Source organism: Serratia sp. 4542, from assembly GCF_016805595.1.
GTDB lineage: Bacteria > Pseudomonadota > Gammaproteobacteria > Enterobacterales > Enterobacteriaceae > Serratia > Serratia nevei.
In genome coordinates, this window is the sequence record NZ_RXKV01000011.1 from 204,886 (window position 1) to 226,157 (window position 21,272).

Genomic DNA, 21,272 nt, shown 5'->3' on the forward strand with positions numbered 1-21,272 from the left:
GGGCACGGGCCGGTGCGGGCGAACGATAACGGTTTCTATCATAAAGCGTTGTTCCGCCCGGGGGGAGAGAAAGACGGTTAACGGCCTGCTCATCGGCGGTTATTTCTCCGGTGATGCAAGAATGCATCAGGGTGATTCATTCTTGACGATACTTCGCCCTTTGCCGCAACGCTATGATAAGCGCCGTTCCCGGCAGGCCGGGTGAGAAAAGATGTCGATGGCAGGCCGCCGCCTGCCGACTTTGGGAGTTAAAGCATGTCAGAAAATACCGCCATCCAGGACACGGTGCCGAAAAACGCGCAGGCATCGCGCATGGGTATTCTATTGTTCCTGGCATTGGCACTGATGTCAGCATTGCTGAACAGCAGTGCGCCGACGCCGCTGTATCCACTGTATCAGCAGCAGCTTGCGCTGAGCTCCGTCAGCCTGACCGTTGTTTACGGCGCTTACGCCGCCGGCGTGCTGATCGCTTTGTTCGGCGTCGGCAATCTGTCCGGCAAAGTGAAGGATTTGCGCAGCATGATCGTGCCGGCATTGCTGGTGGTGTTGAGCGGTGCGCTGCTGTTCGCGCGGGCTGATACCTTTGCCATGATGCTCATGGCGCGACTGTTAGCCGGGGTGGGCACCGGGGCATTGACCGGTGCGGCAAACATCGCGTTGGTGCGTTTTGGGCCACGAGACGGCGGTAAAAACGCCGCGCTGATCGCCACGTTGTCCTTTACCACAGGATTGGCGCTGGGCCCGATCTTCAGCGGCATCGCTTTGCAGACCGGTTTTCATCCCACGACGCTGCCGTTCGTTTTCATCATGGTCATTGCCGCCGTGGCTGCGTTGGGCGTGATGTTCTCGTGGCCGCGTGGCGTGGTTACGGCGCCGACCCATGCTGCGCCGGCTGCGACAGAAAAAAGCTCGCTGCTCGATGGCCTGCGCGCCACCGGCGGTAAATTCTATGTCTGTGCCGGGGCGCTGTTTATCTGTTGGGCCCTGGCCGCCAGCATTTTGGCTATCGGCCCCAGCGTGGCGGAAACGCTGTTAGGCCTGCACGCTCGAGGCGTCTTTGGCTATGCGATTGCGGTTTATCTGTTGATCGCCGGTATCAGCCAGATCCTGAGCCGCCGCCTTAACGCCCGCCATTCGCTGTTGTTCGGTTGCCTGGCGCAGGTGCTGGCGGCGGTGGTATTCGCCGTGGCGATCCAGTGGCATTCACTGTGGCTGGCGGCTGCGGGGCTGGTGGTGGCCGGCTATGCTTACGGCGCCATTTTCGTTGGCAGCGCGACCCTGGTAAACCTGATTTCGCCGCCGGCCAGCCATGCACGTTTGCTTTCGCTGTTTTACGTTATCGCTTATATCGCCAACTGGGTGCCTATCTTGCTGGGGATCGTGGTCGACCGTGTCGATCTACAGCAGGCAACCCATCTGCTGTTCCTGAGCAGCACCACGGTATGCCTGTTGTTGGCATGGATGACGGTACGTGCTGGGTTCCCACGTTAATAGTTTTGTGATTGAAGTCTCTTTTATTTAATTAATTATTCTTTAATTGCATTTATATTGTGATTTTAATCACATGAAATGACCGGCTTTCGGGTAAACTGCGCGCTTTCTTTTTGCCGCGGGTCACTTTATGAACGTTCTTTTCGCCATTGCCGTTACTACCGGGATCCTCTCCGGCGTGTGGGGCTGGGTTGCCGTCAGCCTGGGGCTGATCGGTTGGGCCGGTTTTCTCGGCTGCACGGCGTATTTCGCCTGCCCGCAGGGTGGGTTGAAAGGGCTGGTGATCGGCGCGTTGACCTGCTGCAGCGGCGTCTTCTGGGCAATGGCGATCATCCACGGCAGCGAACTGGCGCCGCAGTGGAATTTGCTGGGGTATCTGCTGACCGGCGTCGTGGCATTCCTGATGTGCATTCAGGCTAAACAGCAGTGGCTGGGGTTCGTGCCCGGCACCTTTATCGGCGCCTGCGCGACCTTCGCCGGCGGCGGCGATTGGCCGTTGGTGACGCTTTCCCTGCTGGTGGGCCTGCTGTTCGGCTATGCGATGAAAAATAGCGGTCTGTGGTGGGCGGCGCGCAGCGAAAAAGCCCGCGCTACGCCGCCGATGGGCCCGAATGCCGGCTCAAACGGTGCCGCCGAGTGAGAGGCGGTAATGCAGATCGTGGCGCTCGGCGCAAGGTTCGCCCGCGATCCGCAACAGCAGCATTTCGGCGGCGGTTTTCCCCATGTCAAAGCGCGGCGTGATCACGCTGGCGATGCTCGGCGTGGTCGCCTGGCCAATATCCAGGCCGTGAAATCCCGATAACGCAACCTCTTGCGGCACGCGCACGCCGAGACGCAGACAGGCCTGCAACACGCCCACTGCCAGATCGTCGTTGGTGCACAGGATACCGTCGAGCTGCGGGTAGCGTTCGCGCGCCATCGCCAGCATGTCGGCGCCGATCGAAACCGAAGAGACCCGATGCGGCGCGATCTGACGCGGCGTTTGCCCCTGAGCCGCCATGGCGCGGCAGTACCCCCGATAGCGTTTATTGTCGCGGGCGTCCGACATGGCGCCAAAGTAAACGATATGCCGTTTGCCGCTGGCGAGCAGCGCTTCGGTCATGTCATACCCCGCCTGTTCATTATCGAACCCCACCGCAATCCGCCCCGGCGGCGCGTCGAGATCCATCACCTGCGCGAGGGGGATTTTGGCGGCGCCGAGGTAGGTCTCTGCGCGCAAGGTATGCGCAGAATCGGTGAGGATCAGCCCGGCGATCGGGTAGCTCAACAGCTGCGCGATCTGCTCTTCTTCCCGTTGCGGGCTGTAATCGTAGTTCATCACCAGCGTTTGGTAACCCCGTGCTTGGGTAACGGATTCGATGCCGGCCAGCAGATCGGCGAAGATCTGGTTGTTGAAAGAGGGGATCAGCACGCCGAGGCGCGGTTTTCTGCCGGCCTGTGCGGCATCGGCGCCGGTGACGTTCAGCTCCCGCATGACCTGCGCAATGCGTTCGGCGGTGCCGGCCGCCACTTTTTCCGGCGTGCGCAGGAAGCGGCTGACGGTCATTTTGGTCACGCCGGCCAATTGTGCGATGTCCTGTAGCGTAACGCGGGGGTGTTTCATTCGGTGGCCTTCACGGGCGGCGCGGCAAGGGCGGATAGCGGTATGTTAACAAATCGATTTGGCGATAACAATGAATGCACCTCTATTGAAAATAGCCATTTTTCAATCGGATAGCTGATTTTTACCCGCGTGCTGCCTGCGTGAGATCACGTTAAGGGTAACAGGGTTTCGTAACATGATTTTCAGTGATTTCCATCACGTTTTTACCGGTAACAATCGGCTGAGATAGAGGCCTGTCCGATTGGAGGCCTAATGGCCGGGAATCACCATGAACAATCTGTTTTCACTGGATAACAAAATCGTCTTGATCACCGGCGCCTCGCGCGGCATCGGTTTTCTGCTGGCGCGCGGCCTGGCGCAGCAAGGCGCACATATTCTGGTCAACGCCACCACCGAAGAACATGCCCGGCACGCCGCCGAGCGCCTGCGCGAAGAGGGCCTGCGTGCCGATGCGGCGGCGTTCGACGTCACCGATTCCCAGGCGGTGCAGGCCGCCATCGACCGTATCGAAGCGGATATCGGCGCGATTGACGTCTTGATCAACAACGCCGGCATCCAGCGCCGCCACCCGTTCACCGAGTTTCCGGAGCAAGACTGGGACGACATCATCGCCGTCAACCAGAAGGCGGTCTTCATCGTGTCGCAAACCGTGGCGCGTTACATGGTGCCGCGCCGGCGCGGCAAGATAGTCAACATCGGCTCGATGCAAAGCGAGCTGGGGCGGGACACCATCACCCCTTATGCGGCGTCCAAGGGGGCGGTGAAAATGCTGACGCGCGGCATGTGCGTGGAGCTGGCACGCTACAACATTCAGGTCAACGGCATTGCCCCCGGCTATTTCAAAACCGAGATGACGCAGACGCTGGCCGACGATCCGGCCTTCACCGCCTGGCTGACCCAACGCACACCCGCCGCGCGCTGGGGCGATCCGCAGGAGCTGATCGGCGCGGCGGTGTTCCTGGCCGCCGACGCCTCCGCTTTCGTCAACGGGCAGCTGCTGTTTGTCGATGGCGGCATGTCGGCGGCGGTGTAACTTTTTTTCGTGGAGTCTTGAGATGAAAATTCAAACTCAGTCCTGCGTGGTCAATGGCAAACGAGACGTGGCGGTGATCGCGCAAGAAGTGGATTACCGGGGGCAGGGAACGCTGGTGAAAATCAGCCGCGGCGGTATCTGCGGCTCGGATCTGCATTACTTTCAGGAAGGCAAGGTCGGCAATTTTCAGGTGCGTCAGCCGATGGTGCTGGGCCATGAGGTGATCGGCGAGGTGGTCGCCAGCGATTCACCGCGGCTGCCGGTCGGGCAGAAGGTGGCGCTCAATCCCAGCAAACCCTGCGGGCAGTGCAAATACTGTCTGGCGCAGCAAAGCAATCAATGCGTCGAGATGCGTTTTTTCGGCAGCGCGATGTATTTTCCGCACGTTGACGGCGCTTTTACCCAATACAAAGTGGTGGATAGCGCGCAGTGTGTCCCTTACGGCGCCGATCGCGACGACAGGGTGATGGTGTTCGCCGAACCGCTGGCGGTGGCGATCCACGCAGCGAAACAGCCCGGCGACGTGACGGGAAAAAAGGTCTTCGTGTCCGGCGTCGGCCCGATCGGCTGCCTGTTGGTGGCGGCGCTGAAAGCGCTGGGCGCCGCCGAGATTGTCTGTGCCGATCTCAGCCCGCGCTGCCTGGCGATCGCCAGGCAAATGGGGGCCGATCGGTGCCTGCATGCCGCGGACGACGATGTTAGCGATTATCAGCAGGGCAAGGGGTATTTCGACGTCGCCTTCGAAGTGGCGGGGCATCCGCAGTCGCTGCAGCGCTGTCTGGAGATCACCCGCGCCAAAGGCACCGTGGTGCAGGTGGGCATGGGTGGCAGCTTTCCCGATTTCCCGCTGATGTTGTTGATCGCCAAGGAGTTGAACCTGCTCGGATCCTTCCGCTTCGTGGCGGAGTTTGCGCTGGCGGTGGCGTGGCTGGCCGACGGCGTGGTCGATCCGCTGCCGTTGCTGTCGGCGGAGTTCGCCAGCGGGCAGCTGGCGCAGGCGCTGGAGTTTGCCGGCGATAAGCGCCAGGCCGCCAAGGTGCAATTGGTGTTTTAGGGTAAAAGTCCGATGGCCGCAGGCGGCGATCCTTGTCTATAGTGTAGGAACGCTTAATTTTTCAACCACGGAGATCTCACGATGGCAAGACATACGGATGCTGAGCAAACTACGCTGGATGACGATCTGAGAATGCTGACCGAGACGCTGGAAGAAGTGCTGCAATACACCGGCGATCGCGCGGATCAGGCTTACGTCGACATCAAGTCGCACGCCGAGCAGGCGCTGAGTGAGGTCAAGGCGCGCTGGGCGAACACCGGTGAATCCTACTACGCGCGCGCCAAAGAAGCGGTACATCGCACCGACGACTACGTGCGGGATAAACCCTGGCACAGCGTAGGTATCGGCGCCACCGTTGGGCTGGTGCTGGGGCTGCTGCTGGCCCGTAAATAATGACGGCATCGGGGCGGCGCAGGCCGCCTCGTGCTTTTCTGCAGACTGTGTTGTTCATCTCGCTGTTTCCCCGCTGGCTTTCCCTTATCCCGCCTATACTTCCCGCTAGCCGTCGTCGGAGCGCCTCTATTTCCCTTGTTTTTGTATGGACGGATTGAGCCGGCGCCGCCGCAAGTGTAAAGTATTTGTGTCTTTATTGTTTATTTTTTGTTCTAAATCAAATAATTATCTGGTGTAAACACCCAGGGATATACGGCGTTCTTGCGCTGGCGCAAAAGCCGTGAAAATAACACCTCATATAATACAGAGCGTAACTACAGGCGCGGCGTCCGTCGGCTGCGCCGGAGACGATCTCTGCTAACTGACTTGTGAGCGAACTATGTCGACAAGTGTTTTTAATCGCCGGTGGGCGGCTGTGCTGCTCGAGGCGCTGGCCCGCCATGGGGTACGGCATGTTTGTATCGCTCCGGGATCGCGCTCCACGCCGCTGACGCTGGCCGCTGCGGCCAACCGATCGTTTATCTGTCATACCCATTTTGATGAGCGCGGGCTCGGCCATCTGGCGCTTGGGCTGGCGAAGGCGGCGCGTGAGCCGGTGGCGGTGATCGTCACGTCCGGCACCGCGGCGGCGAACCTTTATCCCGCGTTGATCGAAGCCGGCCTGACCGGTGAGCGGCTGGTGTTTCTTACCGCCGATCGGCCGCCGGAACTGATCGACTGCGGCGCCAATCAGGCGATCCGTCAAAGCGGCCTCTACAGCAGCCACCCGACGCTGGCGATCGATCTGCCGCGTCCTACGCCGGATATTCCGGCCGCGTGGCTGGCCTCCAGCGTCGACAGCGCGATGGCGCGCTTGCAAAACGGCGCTTTGCATATCAACTGCCCGTTCGCCGAGCCGCTGTACGGCGGCGACGAACGTCACTATGCCGATTGGTCCGCCGCGCTGGGCGACTGGTGGCAGAGCGATCGTCCGTGGCTGCAGGAAAGCGAGACGCGTGCGGCGCCATTGCCGCAGCCGGACTGGTTCTTCTGGCGGCAGAAACGCGGCGTGGTGCTGGCCGGGCGCATGAGCGCGCAAGAGGGCGCTCAGGTGGCCGAATGGGCCGCAACGCTGGGCTGGCCGCTGATCGGCGACGTGCTGTCGCAGACCGGGCAACCGCTGCCCTGCGCCGATTTGTGGCTCGCTCACCCGCAGGCGCAGCGCGTACTGCAAGATGCGCAACTGGTGGTGCAGTTCGGCGGCAGCCTGACCGGCAAACGCCTGCTGCAGTGGCAGGCGCAGTGCCGGCCGGAAGAGTATTGGGTCATCGACGAGCTGCCGGGGCGGCTCGATCCGGCCCAGCACCGGGGGCGGCGACTGCGCGCCGGCGTGGCGCAGTGGTTGGCGCAGCACCCGGCACAGCCGCGCGCGCCGTGGGCCGCCGGGCTGGCCGCGTTGGCGGATAAGGCGCTGACGGCGGCATCCACGCATCTGCACGATAACTTTGGCGAAGCGCAGCTGGCGCATCGCCTGCCGGAACTGCTGCCGGAGAACGGCCAGCTGTTTCTCGGCAACAGCCTGGTGGTGCGACTGATTGACGCGTTAACGCCATTGCCCGTCGCCTACCCGGTATTCAGCAACCGCGGCGCCAGCGGCATCGACGGCCTGGTCTCCACCGCCGCCGGCGTGCAGCGCGCAACCGCCAGGCCGACGTTGGCGGTGGTGGGCGATCTTTCCGCTCTGTATGACCTCAATGCGCTGGCGCTGCTGCGCCAGAGCTCGGCGCCAACGGTGTTGATCGTCGTCAACAACAACGGCGGCCAAATTTTCTCGCTGCTGCCGACGCCGGAAGAGGATCGTCAGCGCTTTTACTGCATGCCGCAGAACGTCGAGTTTAGCCACGCGGCGGCGATGTTCCAGCTGGGTTACGCGCGGCCGGAGAACTGGAGCCAGCTGCAACAGGCGGTTGAACAAGGCTGGCGGCGCAGCGGCGCTACGCTTATCGAACTGCAGGTGCCGCCGAGCGCGGGGGCCGAAAGCCTGCAATACCTGGTGCAACAGATGGCGGTGCAATGATGCTGGCGACGCGAATTTTGCAACAGGGCGAAGCGGGCCGCCCGTGGCTGGTGTGGCTGCATGGCTTGCTCGGCAACAACAATGAATGGCGGGTGATCGCCGCACGCTGCCCGGAATGGCCGTCGCTGGCCATCGATCTGCCCGGCCACGGCGATTCCGTGGCGGTGAGCTGCCACGGCTTCGACGACATCAGCGCGCAGATTGCCGCCACGCTGCAGCTGCGCAATATCGAACGCTATTGGCTGGTGGGCTACTCGCTCGGCGGGCGCATCGCCATGTATCACGCCTGCCACGGCCGCCATGCCGGCCTGCAGGGGGTGATCGTCGAGGGCGGCAACCCGGGGCTGGAGGACGAAGAGCAGCGCCGTCGGCGCTGCGAACAGGATGCGCTGTGGGCGGCGCGTTTTCGCAGTGAGCCGATCGCCGAGGTCCTGGCGGACTGGTATCAGCAGCCGGTGTTCAAAGAGCTTAGCCACGTGCACCGCCAGGCGCTGATCGCCGCGCGCTCGGTCAACAGCGGCCCGGCGATCGCCGACATGCTCGAAGCCACGTCGCTCGGGCGGCAGCCCTATCTGGCGCCGCAGCTGCGCCAACTGAGCGTGCCGCTGCAGGTGCTGTGCGGTGAGAACGACCCCAAATTTCAACGGCTGGCGCGCGACGCCGGGTTGCCGTTGCGCATCGTGCCGCAGGCCGGGCACAACGCGCATCTGGCCAATCCGCAGGATTTCGTCGCCGAGCTGCAGACCTTTCTCGTTAACCCTGGTTAAAGGAACCGAATATGCTTTATCCGAATGAAGAACAGCTGTATGCCGCCATCGCCTGGCAGGATTGCACCGGCGATTTCGAAGACATTCTGTATCACAAGTCCGCCGACGGCATCGCCAAAATCACCATTAACCGGCCGCAGGTGCGCAATGCGTTTCGCCCGCAAACGGTTAAAGAGATGATCGACGCGCTGGCCAACGCCCGTTACGACGACGGCATCGGCGTCATTATTCTGACCGGAGCCGGCGATAAGGCCTTCTGCTCCGGCGGCGATCAGAAAGTGCGCGGCGACTACGGTGGCTATCGCGACGACAGCGGCGTGCATCACCTCAACGTGCTGGACTTCCAGCGCCAGATCCGCACCTGCCCAAAACCGGTGGTGGCGATGGTGGCCGGTTATTCGATCGGCGGCGGACACGTGCTGCACATGATGTGCGATCTGACCATCGCGGCGGATAACGCCATCTTCGGCCAGACCGGCCCGAAAGTGGGCTCGTTCGACGGCGGCTGGGGTGCGTCTTACATGGCGCGCATCGTCGGCCAGAAGAAGGCGCGCGAAATCTGGTTCCTGTGCCGCCAGTACGATGCCGCTGCCGCGTTGGACATGGGCTTGGTCAATACCGTGGTGCCGCTGGCCGATCTGGAAAAAGAGACGGTGCGCTGGTGCCGAGAAATGCTGCAGAACAGCCCGATGGCGCTGCGCTGCCTGAAGGCGGCGCTGAACGCCGACTGCGACGGCCAGGCCGGTTTGCAGGAGCTGGCGGGCAACGCCACCATGCTGTTCTACATGACCGACGAAGGGCAAGAAGGGCGCAACGCGTTCAACGAGAAGCGTCAGCCGGACTTCAGCAAATTCAAGCGTAACCCGTAATGAGCGGGGTAAACCGCAGTGCGGCGCTTTACCGTTACAGCCTGCCGATGGAGGCGGGCGTGGTGCTGCGCAATCAGCGGTTGAAAACGCGTGACGGATGGGTGGTGCAGCTGCGTCAGGGCGAGCGTGAAGGCTGGGGCGAGATCGCGCCGCTGCCGGAATTCAGCCAGGAAACGTTGGCGCAGGCCGAACAGGCCGCGTTGGACTGGCTGCAGGCCTGGTTGGCGGGCAACGAACCGGATGACAGCACGCTGCCCTCGGTGGCCTTTGGGCTCAGCTGCGCGCAGGCCGAGCTGGAGCAGCGTTTGCCGACGCAGGCGGATTTTCGCAAGGCGCCGCTGTGCACCGGCGATCCGGACGAGCTGTTCGAGATATTGAGCGCCTTGCCGGGCGAGAAAGTCGCGAAAGTGAAGGTGGGGCTGTATGAGGCGGTGCGCGACGGCATGATCGTCAACGTGCTGCTGGAGGCGCTGCCGGATCTGCGGCTGCGGCTGGATGCCAACCGCAGCTGGACCCGCGCCAAAGCCGACGGTTTCGCCAAATACGTCAACCCGGCGTGGCGCGATCGCATCGCCTTTTTGGAAGAGCCCTGCAAAACTCGTGATGAATCGCGCGATTTCGCCCGGGCGACCGGCATTGCCATCGCCTGGGATGAGAGCGTGCGTGAGGCGGACTTTGTGGTGCAGGCCGAGCCGGGCGTGGCAGCCATCGTGATCAAGCCGACGCTGGTCGGCAGCCTGGCGCGCTGCCAGGCGCTGGTGGCGCAGGCGCATGCGGCGGGGCTGACGGCGGTGATCAGTTCCAGCATCGAGTCCAGCCTGGGGTTAACCCAACTGGCGCGCATCGCCCGCTGGCTGACGCCGGACACCGTGCCGGGGCTGGATACGCTGGGGCTGATGCAGGCGCAGGTGCTGCGGCCTTGGCCGGGCAGCGCATTGCCGCTGCTGGATATTTCGGCGCTGGAGTGCCTATGGCGCCGTTAAGCGATTGGCCGTGGCGACACTGGGCGCGCCTTCAGCCGCAGGCGACGGCCCTGTTGCTCGGCGAACAGCCGCTGAGTTGGCTGGCGTTGCAAGGCCAGGTGGATGAGCTGGCGGCGGATTTTCAGCACCAGGGCGTGGAGCCGGGCTGCGGCGTGGCGCTGTGCGGTAAAAACAGCTATCCGCTGCTGTTGGTCTATCTGGCGCTGCTGCAATGCGGCGCGCGTCTGTTGCCGCTCAATCCCGCCTTGCCGACGCCGCTGCTGACGCAGCTGTTACCCGAATTAGACATCACCTTTGCCTTCGGCCCGGATCCGTTGCCGGCGCTGCCGGAAGAGGTGATTCGATTGACGCCGCCCTCGACCGAGCCGCGCTGGCCGAACCTGCCGAGGTGGGATGTGCGGCGTCTGGCGACGCTGACGCTGACCTCGGGCTCCAGCGGCATGCCGAAAGCGGCCGCACACAGCTACGCCAACCATCTGGCCAGCGCCGACGGGGTGTTGCGGTTGATGGATTTTCAGCGCGAGGATTGCTGGCTGCTGTCACTGCCGCTGTTTCACGTCTCCGGCCAGGGCATCGTCTGGCGCTGGCTGGCGGCGGGTGCGCGGCTGGCAGTGCGCGAAATGCATCCGCTGGCCGAGGCATTGGCTGGCTGCACGCACGCCTCGCTGGTGCCGACACAGCTCTGGCGGCTGCTGGCGCAACCGCTGACGGACACGACGCTGAAAGAGGTGCTGCTCGGCGGCGCAATGATCCCGGTGGCGCTGACCGAACGGGCGGAGGCGGCGGGGATCCGCTGCTGGTGCGGCTACGGCTTGACCGAACTGGCTTCCACGGTGTGCGCCAAGCGCGCCGATGCGCGGCCGGGCGTTGGCCTGCCGCTCGGCGGCCGCGAGATCAAACTGGTGGACGAAGAAGTCTGGATCCGCGCCGACAGCCTGGCGCTCGGCTACTGGCGTCATGGGCATCTGCAGCCGCTGGCCGATGAACAGGGCTGGTTTGCGACCCGCGATCGCGGCGCGATGGCCGAGGGGGAACTGCGTATTCTCGGCCGGTTGGACAACCTGTTTTTCAGCGGCGGTGAAGGGGTGCAGCCGGAGGATATCGAACGCGTGCTGGCGGCGCATCCGCAGATCACGCAGGTGTTTGTGGTGCCGGTGGCGGACGCCGAGTTCGGCCAGCGGCCGGTGGCGGTGATCGACGGCGAACCGTCGCTGTCGCTGGCGGCGTTGCTCGCCTGGTCGCAGGATAAGCTGGCCAATTTCCAACGCCCGGCGGCGTTGCTCCCGCTGCCTGAGGAACTGAAAAACGGCGGCATCAAGATTTCGCGCCGCCAGTTGCAGCAGTGGGTGGCGCAGTGTCTCTCTCAGGTATAAAAAAGCCGCCCGACAGGGCGGCTGAGCGGATGGCAGCAGGGGGTTATTTCAGCCCCAGCGCCTTGGCGACGCCGGCGCCGTAGTCCGGGTGCACCTGGGTGAATAGCTCGACCTGACGGCGCTGGATGTGTTCCGGCACCTGCGACAGTTCGCCGGCGATGCGGGTGAACATGCGCTGGTGCTCTTCGGCGCTCAGCAGGTTGAACAGCGCGCGCGGCTGGCTGTAGTAATCGTCGTCTTCACGATGATTCCAGTGGTCGGCCGCGCCCTCAATGCTCAGCGGCGGCTCGCTGAAGTCCGGCTGCTCCTGGAACAGGCCGAAGCTGTTCGGTTCGTAGGTGGCGCCGTTGCCGCTGTTGCCGTCTACGCGCATCGCGCCGTCGCGATGGTAGTTGTGGAACGGGCATTTGGCGCCGTTCACCGGGATCTGGTGGTGGTTGACGCCCAGGCGATAACGGTGCGCATCGCCATAGGAGAACAGACGGCCCTGCAGCATTTTATCCGGTGAGAAACTGATGCCCGGCACCACGTTGGCGGGGTTCATCGCCACCTGTTCAACCTCTGAGAAGTAGTTGTCGGGGTTGCGGTTCAGCTCGAAATAGCCGACATCGATCAGCGGATAGTCGCCGTGCGGCCACACCTTGGTCAGATCGAACGGGTTATATGGCGTCTGCGAGGCTTCGTGTTCCGGCATGATCTGAATTTGCAGCTTCCAGCGCGGGAAGTCGCCGCGTTTGATCGCGTCGAACAGATCGCGCTGTGAGCTTTCGCGATCCTTGGCGATGATCGCTTCTGCTTCTTCATCCATCAGGTTTTCAATGCCTTGCTCGCAGCGGAAGTGGAATTTCACCCAGAAACGTTCGTTGGCGGCATTGATAAAGCTGAAGGTGTGGCTGCCGAAACCGTGCATGTGACGGTAGGATTTCGGAATGCCGCGATCGCTGAAGTCAATGGTCAGCTGGTGCAGCGATTCCGGCAGGTGGGAGAAGAAGTCCCACTTGTAGACGGGGTTGCGCAGGTTGGTATGCGGATCGCGTTTCACCACGTGGTTGAGATCGGGGAACTTCAGCGGATCGCGCAGATAGAACACCGGCGTATCGTTGCCCACCAAATCCCAGTTGCCTTCTTCGGTATAGAACTTCATGGCGAAGCCGCGAATGTCGCGCTCGGCGTCGGCGGCGCCGCGCTCACCGGCGACGGTGGAGAAGCGGATAAACATGTCGGTCTGTTTGCCGACCTCGGAGAAGATCTTGGCGCGCGTATAGCGGGTGATGTCGTGGGTAACGGTAAAGGTGCCGTAGGCACCGGATCCTTTGGCGTGCATGCGGCGCTCGGGGATAACCTCACGGTCGAAGTGGGCCAGTTTTTCCAGGAACCACACGTCCTGCAACAGCATCGGGCCGCGTTTGCCTGCGGTGATCACGTTATTGTTATCGACAACCGGGGCGCCGGCTGCGGTGGTCAGTCCTTTCTTGCTCATCACTTGCTCCTTATCGTAGTGCAGTTAAGTAAAGACTCGGGCGGTTTAAGCGTTCATCAGCATAGTCCTTTGGCGGGGCTTCTTCCCCTGACCTTGGTCAAAGCCACTACTAGTTGTAGCCCTATTGGCGCGCGGCGGCAAATAGGTCTCGGTTATCGTTGGCATCGCCTTGACGAATATAGAATCTTGTTTGCAAATATTTACATTTATTTGATTATTGAAGAATTTTTTCGCTTTTATCCCTTAAATACTCATTGCGCTTTGGTATAGACTCGTGACGTTATTATTATGCGTTGATTCGATCATTCGGTACGGATGACAAACCAGAGGGAAAGATGATGAAAAAGACTTGGGTCGCGTGCGCGGCAGGATTGCTGTTTGTGACCGGCGCGGCGAACGCCATCAGCGTGTCGGGCGAAGCCGGGCAGCACTACACCAACCTGGGCGTCGGCATGAGCACCGGCTCTTCAGGCCTGGGCCTGACCGGCAACTGGGCGCGCAGCGACCACGACGGCAACGTCGGCAGCCTGGGGCTGAACTTCGGCGTGCCGCTGGGGCCGTTGACGGCGACCGTGGGTGCCAAAGCGCTGTACCTCAGCCCGAAAGACGGGAAGAGCGGCGGGGCGGTGGCGCTGGGCGGCGGCCTGGAGTGGGAGATTAACCGTTACTTCAGCCTGCACGGCGAAGGGTACTTTGCGCCTGAATCCTTCACCAGCGGCGTGAAAGCCTATAACGAAGCCAGCGGCGGCCTGCGCTGGAAGTTCCGTCCGCTGAGCGTGGACGTGGGCTACCGTTACATGCAAATGGAAGGCAAAGACGGACGTCGTGACAATACGCTGGCCGATGGCCCTTATGTCGGTGTCGGCCTGAGCTTCTAAGGCCGGCTGACGGGCTGTGGCCCATCGCGTTTTCCGAATCCCTCGGTCATTGGCCGGGGGATTTTTATTTGTGCCATCAACGGGAAATCCATCCGGACTCTGAATGGCAAAAGATTAAATAATTTAAAGACTCGACGATCGGCATCGCCATATGGGGGCACATGCCGTAAAATTCGTAATATAAATACTTATATAACGATATGGACGTCATGACTTACCGAAATCCACTGGCGGCGCTGATGCCGCTGTTTGCCTCACTCTTTTCTTATACCGCTGCGGCGCAGGCCGATCGTGACGAGGTGTTGACCGTCACCGGCAGCGCGTTATCCCCCGCGACGGAAAGCGCATCCGGCGCCGGTTTTAAAACGCTGGAGATTGAACTTGGGCCGCTGGGCACCAGGGCGTGGATCGATACGCCTTATTCTTCTACCACCGTGACCCAACCGATGATCAAAAATCAGCAGGCGAAAAGCGTCGCCGAATTGCTGAAATATTCACCGAGCACGCAGATGCAGGCTCGCGGCGGCATGGACGTCGGGCGGCCTCAAAGCCGCGGCATGCAGGGCAGCGTAGTGGCGAATAGCCGCCTGGATGGGTTGAACATTGTCTCCACCACGGCCTTTCCCGTTGAAATGCTGGAACGGCTGGATGTGCTCAACAGCCTGACCGGCGCGTTGTATGGCCCTGCGAGCCCGGCCGGGCAGTTCAACTTTGTGGCTAAACGCCCGACGCCGCAACCGTTACGCGAGGTGACGCTCGGGTATCAGAGCCGCAGCGCCTTTAGCGGCCACGTCGATCTCGGCGGCCATCTCGACGACGACAATACGTTTGGCTATCGCATTAATGCCCTCAACGAAGAGGGTGAAGGCAGCGTTGACGACAGTACCTTGCGCCGTCGGCTGTTGGCCGTGGCGTTCGACTGGAATATCAAGCCGGGCACGCAGCTGCAGCTGGACGCCAGCCATTACGAATTCCTGCAAAAGGGCTACCCCGGCGGCTTCAGCTATGGGCCGAATGTTCCGTTGCCCTCCGCCCCTAATCCGCAAAATAAACACCTGGCGCTCGAGACGGCGGGCAACGATTTAACCACCGACACCCTCAGCACGCGCCTGGTTCATTACTTCAATGACGATTGGTCAGTCACGGGCGGCATAGGGTGGCAACAGGCGGATCGCGCCATGCGTTCGGTATCCAGCACTCTGCTCAACGGCAGCGGCGATATCAAACGGTCGATGAGCGACTCCAGCGCCTCGGGGCGATTTCGGGTGTTGAGCAACGCGCTGGCGCTGAACGGCCATGTCGATACCGGTTCGGTGGGGCATGAGTTGGCGCTCGCCACGACGGGCTACGTCTGGTCTATCTACAGCGGCAAGGGGGCCAGCCGGCGCTACGATTTGGGCATCGACAATATGTACCATCCGTCGGCGCTGCATGAGCCGGGCGACGGAAAAATCCCCAAGAACGGCGCACGCTATAAATCCAGCGAGAACAGCCAGCAGAGCGTGACGTTCGGCGATACGCTGACCTTCAATCCGCAGTGGTCGGCGATGCTCTATTTAAGCGAAAGCTGGTTGCAAACACGGAATTACAGCGCTGACGGCAAGAAAATCGAAGAAGACAATCAGCAGGGTTTGAGCCCGAATGCGGCGTTGATGTACAAAATCACCCCGACGCTGATGGCCTATGTCAGCTATGCCGACTCGCTGGAGCAAGGCGGTACGGCCCCGTTGGGGGAAGGCGTGAAGAACGAAGGGCAGACGCTCAAGCCCTATCGCAGTCGGCAATATGAGATTGGCCTGAAAGCCGACGTCGGGGAGATGAACCTCGGCGCCGCGCTGTTCCGCCTCAAGCGGCCGTTCGCTTATGTTGACGCCGAAGACCGGGTGTACAAGGAGCAAGGCGAACAGGTGAACAATGGCCTTGAGCTGACGGCCGCCGGGCGCGTGGGTGACGGGCTGAGCCTGTTTGGCGGCGTCACGCTGCTCGATCCGCAACTGAAAGAGACGGTTTCCGACAGCACGCGCGGCAAACGCGTGGTCGGTGTGCCGAAGGTGCAGGCCAATATGCTGGTGGAGTACAGCCTGCCGTCGATGCCGCAATGGGTCTATAGCGCCAACGTGCACTATACCGGCAAGCGAGCGGCGAACGACACCAACAGCGCCTGGGCTGACAGTTACACCACGCTGGACCTGGGGGCCCGCTACGTCACCCGCATTCATTCCGTGCCTGCGACCTGGCGGCTGGCGGTCAATAACGTCACTAACGAACATTACTGGGCCTCTATTTTCCCCTCGGGCACGGATGGTAATGGCGGTTCGTCGAGCGCCTTTCTCGGCAACGGCCGTGAAGTGCGCGCATCTGTCACGTTTGACTTCTGAGGGCGCTATGAGGATCGCATCGTTGTCTGCATGGGCACTGTTGGTTGGCGTGTTGTTGCACGGCGATTTGTGGGCTGCATCACCTGCGAGCGAAATGCGTATTGCCTCGCCGTGGCCCGCGCAAAACGCCATCATCGCGATGCTGGGTTATGGCGATAACATCGTCGGCACCTCGAATGTCGCGAAACAGATCCCGCTGTTTCGCCAAAGCCTGCCGCGCATTGACGCCGTTCCGGTGGTGAGTGTGAATAGTGGGCAAGCGTTGAATCCGGAACAAATCATCGCGCTTGGCACTCGGCTGCTGTTTGTGCCTGACAGCATGAAAGTGCCGCAATTGGATTTACTCGAACGGGCTGGGGTGCGCGTATTGGCGTTTAAAGCCAATTCGATGGCGGCTCTGCGCGCGCGAGTGTTAAAAACGGGGGCCGCGCTGGGGCCGGATGCACAGGAAAAAGCGTTGGCTTACGAGCGCTATTTTTCTCGTAATGTGGCGCGCGTCGCCGAGCGACTGAAGGATTTACCGCCAGGGCAGCGCATTCGCGTTTATCACAGCATGGGCAATCCGCTGACCACCTCAGGGCGACCGTCGCTTAACCAGGATTGGATGGATCTGGCCGGCGCCGCCAACGTGGCGGAAACGTGGTTTGGTCTGAAAAAAGAGGGGGCGGGCGAAGTGGCGTTGGAGCAGATCGTGGCCGCCAATCCGCAGGTGATCGTGGCGATGAACAGGCGCGATGCCGAAGAGATACGCACGTCCGCGCAATGGCAGGGCATCGATGCCGTTTTGCGGCATCGGGTCGTGGTCAATCCCAAGGGGATGTTCTGGTGGTGTCGCGAGACCAGCGAAGAGGCGCTGCAGTTTTTATGGTTGGCGAAAACGCTGTACCCGGCACGTTTTGCCGACATTGACATGCGGGAAGAGACGAGAAGTTTTTATCGGGACTTTTTCGGTCTGTCGCTCACTGCGGCGCAGATTGACGCTATTCTTAATCCACCCGCTTGAACAGATTCGGGGGCCCAAACGGCCCCCGAATGCGTTACCCCACCGCCGGCAGCATGCCGCTGGCGATGCCCAGTTGAATCGCGATGACCGTCACCCCGCAGACAAACACCAACGCCAGCGCCGGCGTACCGCCCCAGACGCGATACTGCGCCTGATGTTTTTGGCGCGTTTTCCACACCAGCAGTGAAGGCAACAGCAGCGCCAGCACCGACAGGGCGATGGCGGCGAATCCCAACGCCAGCACGAAGCCGCGCGGGTAGAACAGCGCAAAGGCCAGCGGCGGCAGGAAGGTGATGGCGCCGGTTTGCAGGCGGCCACGCACGTTGTCTTGCCGTTTGAACAGGTCGGCCAGGAAATCGAACAGCCCGAGCGCCACGCCGAGGAACGAGGTCGCCAGCGCCAGATCGGCGAACAGGTGCACCGCCAGTTCAACGTGCGGCGAAGCCACCGCATCGCGCACCGCCTGCAACAGGCCGTTCAGCCCGGCCTGCTGCGCCAGAATGCCGACGAAGGTGTCGGAGCTGATGCTGCCCAGCGTCGCCAGCTGCCAGAAAATATAGGCGATCAGCGGGATCGCGCTGCCGATGATAAACACCCAACGCAGTTTGCGAATGTTGCCGCCCATGTAGTTGACGATGCTCGGCACGCTGCCGTGGAAGCCGAAGGAGGTGAAAATAACCGGAATGGCCGACAGCGCCAGGCCTTGCTCCAGCGGCAGCGTCATCAGATTGGTCTGGTGGATATTCGGCAACATCAGGCCGAGCATCACCACCAGAAACACCACTTTGGCGCTGAACAGGATGCGGTTGAACAAGTCGACCGAGTGGGTGCCGATGCACACCACGCCGCCGGCCACCAAGGTGAACAGCAGCACGCCGAGTGACACCGGGAAGTCCTGCGACGTCCATTGGCTGATGCTGGTGGCGAGCAATTCGCCGGCGCCGCTGATATAGGCGGCGGTGAGGGCGTACATCAGGAACATCATGCTAAAACTGGTCAGCCACTGGCCGCCGCCGCCGAGATAACGTTTGGCGAGCGTGCCCAGACCGGTATCCGCTTGCTCATGCTGGTAAACCTCCACCAGCAGCAGCGCGGTGTAACACATCAACAGCCACAGCCCGATCAGTAAGGCCAGCGTGACGCCGAAGCCGACGCCGGCTGCCGCCAGCGGCATCGCCAGCATCCCGGCGCCAATGGTGGTGCCCGCCACGATAAAAACACTGCCAAGAGTGCGATTCTTCACGTTTTTTCTCTACCAGCCGAAAGATTTTGAAAATTATAGGTAACGATTTATGAGGATGGCAGGATAGTGGAAGCCCTAATTTGTGTCAAACCGGCGTTACGCATGACGTACAGTAATGTTTACATTGCGGCGGGCTGCATGGCGCATGAGGAACGGGCCCATGGCTGAAATTATCCGCAGGCGGCTAGTGAAAAGTTATTTACGGGCTTCTATAGTGGAATGACCAAAAAATGTGGGAGAGATCAATGTTAAGGGTGGAGATGCTCAGCACCGGCGATGAGGTGCTGCACGGGCAAATTATTGATACCAACGCCGCCTGGCTGGCGGACTACCTGTTCCAGCAGGGGGTGCCGATGAGCGGGCGTGAAACGGTCGGGGACAGCCTCTCTGCGTTGATCGAGATCCTGCAGGAACGAAGCCATATCGCCGATGTGCTGATCGTCAACGGCGGCCTGGGGCCGACCAGCGACGATCTCAGCGCGCTGGCCGCCGCGAAAGCCTGTGGCGTCGAACTGGTCGAACGGGCCGACTGGCTGGCGCGCATGGAAGCCTATTTCGCCGAGCGCGGGCGGTCGATGGCCCCTTCCAACCGCAAGCAGGCGCAGATCCCGGCCAACGCGGAAATGCTGGATAACCCGGTAGGTACCGCCTGTGGGTTTGCGCTGCAGCTGAACAAATGTCAGATGTTCTTCACCCCCGGCGTGCCGTCGGAATTCAAAGTGATGGTCGAACAGCAGATCGTGCCGCGCCTGCGCCAGCGCTTCACCTTGCCGGCGCCGCCGCTGTGCCTGCGCCTGACCACCTTCGGTACCTCCGAGAGCGATCTGGCCGCCGAGCTGGATGGCATGCCGCTGCCGCCGGAAGTGGTGCTGGGCTACCGCTCATCCAGCCCGATTATCGAGCTGAAGCTGACCGGGCCTGAAAGCCGGCGTGCGGAGATGGAGCAGGCCTGGCGGCGCGTGCGCGAGGTGGCGGGGGACAACTGCATCTTTGAAGGCACCGCCGGGTTACCGGCGACGCTGACGCAGCGTCTGAATCAGCAAGGGCTGAAGCTGGCGTTGAGCGAGCAGTTCAGCGCCGGGTTGATCAATCTGCAGCTGCAGAGCGAAGGGGCGCCGCTGGCGGGGGGCGAGCTGCTGCCGGCGCACTGCATCGAAACGCTGGAAACGACGCTGGCGCGCGCCCGTTCGCTGGCGGAATTGACCGGTGCGCCGTTGGCGTTGGCGGTCAGCGCCATGCGCGACGAGCAGGTGAGCATTGCGCTGCATACGCCGCGCGGCGGGATTGGCCAGACGGTGCGTTATCGGGCGTCGCGCCACGGCCTGCGGCTGCGGCAGGAGTCGGTGGCGATGCTGGCGCTGGATATGCTGCGCCGCTGGCTGAATGGGGGCCAGGCGTGCGGTAAAAACGCCTGGCTGGAGGTGGTGGAAATTATCGAGTGACGGTCATGACGCTGAGTCGCCGGCGTCACGGTTTTGCTGCAGCCGTTCGGACGCCAGGCGTGAAAGGCGTATCGCCGCCGCGCCCCGCGTTTGCAGATCTGCACCATAGTCTTTGAGCGCCTGCGCGGCGCTGCCGGCCTGCGCCAGATGCATCGCCAGGCTGGCGGCGTCCGCCAACGCGGTATTGGCGCCGAGCCCGCCCGCCGGGCTCATGGCGTGCACGGCGTCGCCGAGAAAGGCGATACGTTCGCTGTGCCACACCGGCATCGTCTGCGTGACCTGCACCGCCCGCACGCTGAGCGACAGGGGATCCGCCAGCGCTAACGCCGTTTGCAGAGCGGGGGCCCATCCCTGCGAGATATGCCTTACGCGCGCCTGCAGCGCAGCGCTTCCCTCCGCCCGCGCCGGCCCGCCGAGCCGTTCAGCCGTTCCGATACAGGCCCAATAGAGATAGTCGTCGACCGGCGTGAGGGGGCAGTCCGGCGCATAGTCGGCTGCCAGCTGCGCCATGGGCGCCTGAAAGCGCATCGGTTCAATCACCAGCGACAAGCCGTCGGCGAAGACGACCGACACGCCGCGCAGCAATTCGGGGGCCAATTGGGCACAGGTCGCCGCATCGAGCGGCGTTTTGCCGTAGAGGGTGACCGCGCCGCTGTCTTCGGGCCCCGCCTCGGGCAGGCAGCGCCGCCGCACCAGCGAGTTGACGCCGTCGGCGGCGATCAGCACATCGACCCGCACGTGTTCGCCGTTGGCGAACTGAAGCTCCACGCCCTGCGGCGTTTGTGCAAATTCACACAGGGTATAGCCGAAGCGCACCCGGTCTTGCAGACCGGTGAGCAGGATTTCGCGCAGCGTTTGCCGATGAATGCCGAGATCGCCGCTCGGTTCCTGCGCCTGCCGCGGGCTGGAGGGCAGCCAGTGCTCGGGGCGTCGGGCGTTGAGCGGGGCAAGCTGCGGATCCCATAGATTGCTCTCGCCGCTGTTTTGCGCGCTGCTGGCGCAGAGCAACCGGTAATGCGCCGGCGGCAGACAGGCGGCCAGTGCCTGCTGGCCCGTCGGATCGATGCGCAGCCGGTAGCCCTGATCGCGCGCTTGCGGCGTGGTGTCACGTTCAAACACCGTGGCGTGGATGCCGAAGCGATGCAGTCCCTGAGCCAGACACAGGCCGCCGGGCCCGGCGCCGATAATGCCAATGCTGAGTGTTGTCATCATGTTCCCTCGTGAGT

The 21,272-nt window shown here is 62.2% G+C and carries 18 protein-coding genes; 14 read left to right on the forward strand and 4 right to left on the reverse strand.

Annotated features, from left to right (window positions below; genetic code table 11):
- Positions 1–255 precede the first annotated feature (255 nt).
- Both EKL15_RS18150 and EKL15_RS18155 read left to right on the forward strand, forming a co-directional pair.
- Positions 256–1,491, forward strand: coding sequence for an MFS transporter (locus tag EKL15_RS18150; RefSeq protein WP_100396421.1), 1,236 nt, complete (start codon positions 256–258; stop codon positions 1,489–1,491).
- Between the two features lie 130 nt (positions 1,492–1,621).
- Positions 1,622–2,131 carry a DUF1097 domain-containing protein gene (locus EKL15_RS18155; protein ID WP_070915304.1) on the forward strand — a complete coding sequence of 170 codons (510 nt, stop codon included), beginning with the start codon at positions 1,622–1,624 and terminating at the stop codon, positions 2,129–2,131.
- Here EKL15_RS18155 and EKL15_RS18160 read toward each other — a convergent pair.
- A complete protein-coding gene (locus tag EKL15_RS18160; protein ID WP_100396420.1) occupies positions 2,111–3,094 on the reverse strand; it encodes a LacI family DNA-binding transcriptional regulator in 984 nt (327 codons plus the stop codon). The genes EKL15_RS18155 and EKL15_RS18160 overlap by 21 nt on opposite strands.
- Before the next feature lie 268 nt (positions 3,095–3,362).
- Between EKL15_RS18160 and idnO the strand changes: the two genes are divergently transcribed.
- The 8 genes from idnO to menE all read left to right on the forward strand — a co-directional run bounded on the left by idnO (position 3,363) and on the right by menE (position 11,622).
- Entirely contained in the window at positions 3,363–4,127 is a 765-nt protein-coding gene (idnO, locus tag EKL15_RS18165) for a gluconate 5-dehydrogenase (protein ID WP_100396419.1), read from the forward strand.
- A gap of 22 nt (positions 4,128–4,149) precedes the next feature.
- Entirely contained in the window at positions 4,150–5,181 is a 1,032-nt protein-coding gene (gene idnD, locus EKL15_RS18170) for an L-idonate 5-dehydrogenase (protein ID WP_060420060.1), read from the forward strand.
- A gap of 81 nt (positions 5,182–5,262) precedes the next feature.
- Complete coding sequence (gene elaB / locus EKL15_RS18175; RefSeq protein ID WP_025160172.1) at positions 5,263–5,574, forward strand: stress response protein ElaB; 312 nt, start codon at positions 5,263–5,265, stop codon at positions 5,572–5,574.
- Between the two features lie 379 nt (positions 5,575–5,953).
- Complete coding sequence (gene menD, locus EKL15_RS18180; protein WP_100396417.1) at positions 5,954–7,630, forward strand: 2-succinyl-5-enolpyruvyl-6-hydroxy-3-cyclohexene-1-carboxylic-acid synthase; 1,677 nt, start codon at positions 5,954–5,956, stop codon at positions 7,628–7,630.
- Positions 7,627–8,397 carry a 2-succinyl-6-hydroxy-2,4-cyclohexadiene-1-carboxylate synthase gene (gene menH, locus EKL15_RS18185; protein WP_060420066.1) on the forward strand — a complete coding sequence of 257 codons (771 nt, stop codon included), beginning with the start codon at positions 7,627–7,629 and terminating at the stop codon, positions 8,395–8,397. The genes menD and menH overlap by 4 nt, the downstream gene beginning before the upstream one ends.
- 11 nt (positions 8,398–8,408) lie before the next feature.
- Positions 8,409–9,266: a 1,4-dihydroxy-2-naphthoyl-CoA synthase gene (gene menB, locus EKL15_RS18190; RefSeq protein WP_033635308.1), complete on the forward strand. Its 858-nt coding sequence runs from the start codon at positions 8,409–8,411 to the stop codon at positions 9,264–9,266.
- Positions 9,266–10,249: an o-succinylbenzoate synthase gene (menC, locus tag EKL15_RS18195; RefSeq protein ID WP_064289773.1), complete on the forward strand. Its 984-nt coding sequence runs from the start codon at positions 9,266–9,268 to the stop codon at positions 10,247–10,249. Before menB ends, menC begins: the two co-directional genes overlap by 1 nt.
- Positions 10,237–11,622, forward strand: coding sequence for an o-succinylbenzoate--CoA ligase (menE, locus tag EKL15_RS18200; RefSeq protein ID WP_100396415.1), 1,386 nt, complete (start codon positions 10,237–10,239; stop codon positions 11,620–11,622). Before menC ends, menE begins: the two co-directional genes overlap by 13 nt.
- Positions 11,623–11,665: 43 nt before the next feature.
- Here menE and katA read toward each other — a convergent pair whose 3' ends face one another.
- Positions 11,666–13,102: a catalase KatA gene (katA, locus tag EKL15_RS18205; protein WP_100396414.1), complete on the reverse strand. Its 1,437-nt coding sequence runs from the start codon at positions 13,100–13,102 to the stop codon at positions 11,666–11,668.
- A gap of 338 nt (positions 13,103–13,440) precedes the next feature.
- Here katA and EKL15_RS18210 point away from each other — a divergent pair, with 338 nt between their 5' ends.
- From EKL15_RS18210 to EKL15_RS18220, 3 genes are all read left to right on the forward strand, one after another.
- Positions 13,441–13,980: a YfaZ family outer membrane protein gene (locus EKL15_RS18210; RefSeq protein WP_049200187.1), complete on the forward strand. Its 540-nt coding sequence runs from the start codon at positions 13,441–13,443 to the stop codon at positions 13,978–13,980.
- Between the two features lie 200 nt (positions 13,981–14,180).
- Entirely contained in the window at positions 14,181–16,358 is a 2,178-nt protein-coding gene (locus tag EKL15_RS18215) for a TonB-dependent siderophore receptor (protein ID WP_100396413.1), read from the forward strand.
- A 7-nt stretch (positions 16,359–16,365) separates the two neighbouring features.
- Entirely contained in the window at positions 16,366–17,361 is a 996-nt protein-coding gene (locus tag EKL15_RS18220; protein ID WP_060439380.1) for an ABC transporter substrate-binding protein, read from the forward strand.
- A 34-nt stretch (positions 17,362–17,395) separates the two neighbouring features.
- Here EKL15_RS18220 and tyrP read toward each other — a convergent pair whose 3' ends face one another.
- Entirely contained in the window at positions 17,396–18,604 is a 1,209-nt protein-coding gene (tyrP, locus tag EKL15_RS18225; RefSeq protein WP_060420079.1) for a tyrosine transporter TyrP, read from the reverse strand.
- A 245-nt stretch (positions 18,605–18,849) separates the two neighbouring features.
- Here tyrP and EKL15_RS18230 point away from each other — a divergent pair, with 245 nt between their 5' ends.
- The gene (locus tag EKL15_RS18230) at positions 18,850–20,046 is read left to right on the forward strand and encodes a nicotinamide mononucleotide deamidase-related protein YfaY (protein ID WP_100396412.1); all 1,197 of its coding nucleotides are present in this window, start codon (positions 18,850–18,852) and stop codon (positions 20,044–20,046) included.
- A 3-nt stretch (positions 20,047–20,049) separates the two neighbouring features.
- Here EKL15_RS18230 and EKL15_RS18235 read toward each other — a convergent pair whose 3' ends face one another.
- A complete protein-coding gene (locus EKL15_RS18235; protein WP_232734420.1) occupies positions 20,050–21,258 on the reverse strand; it encodes an NAD(P)/FAD-dependent oxidoreductase in 1,209 nt (402 codons plus the stop codon).
- Positions 21,259–21,272 lie beyond the last annotated feature (14 nt).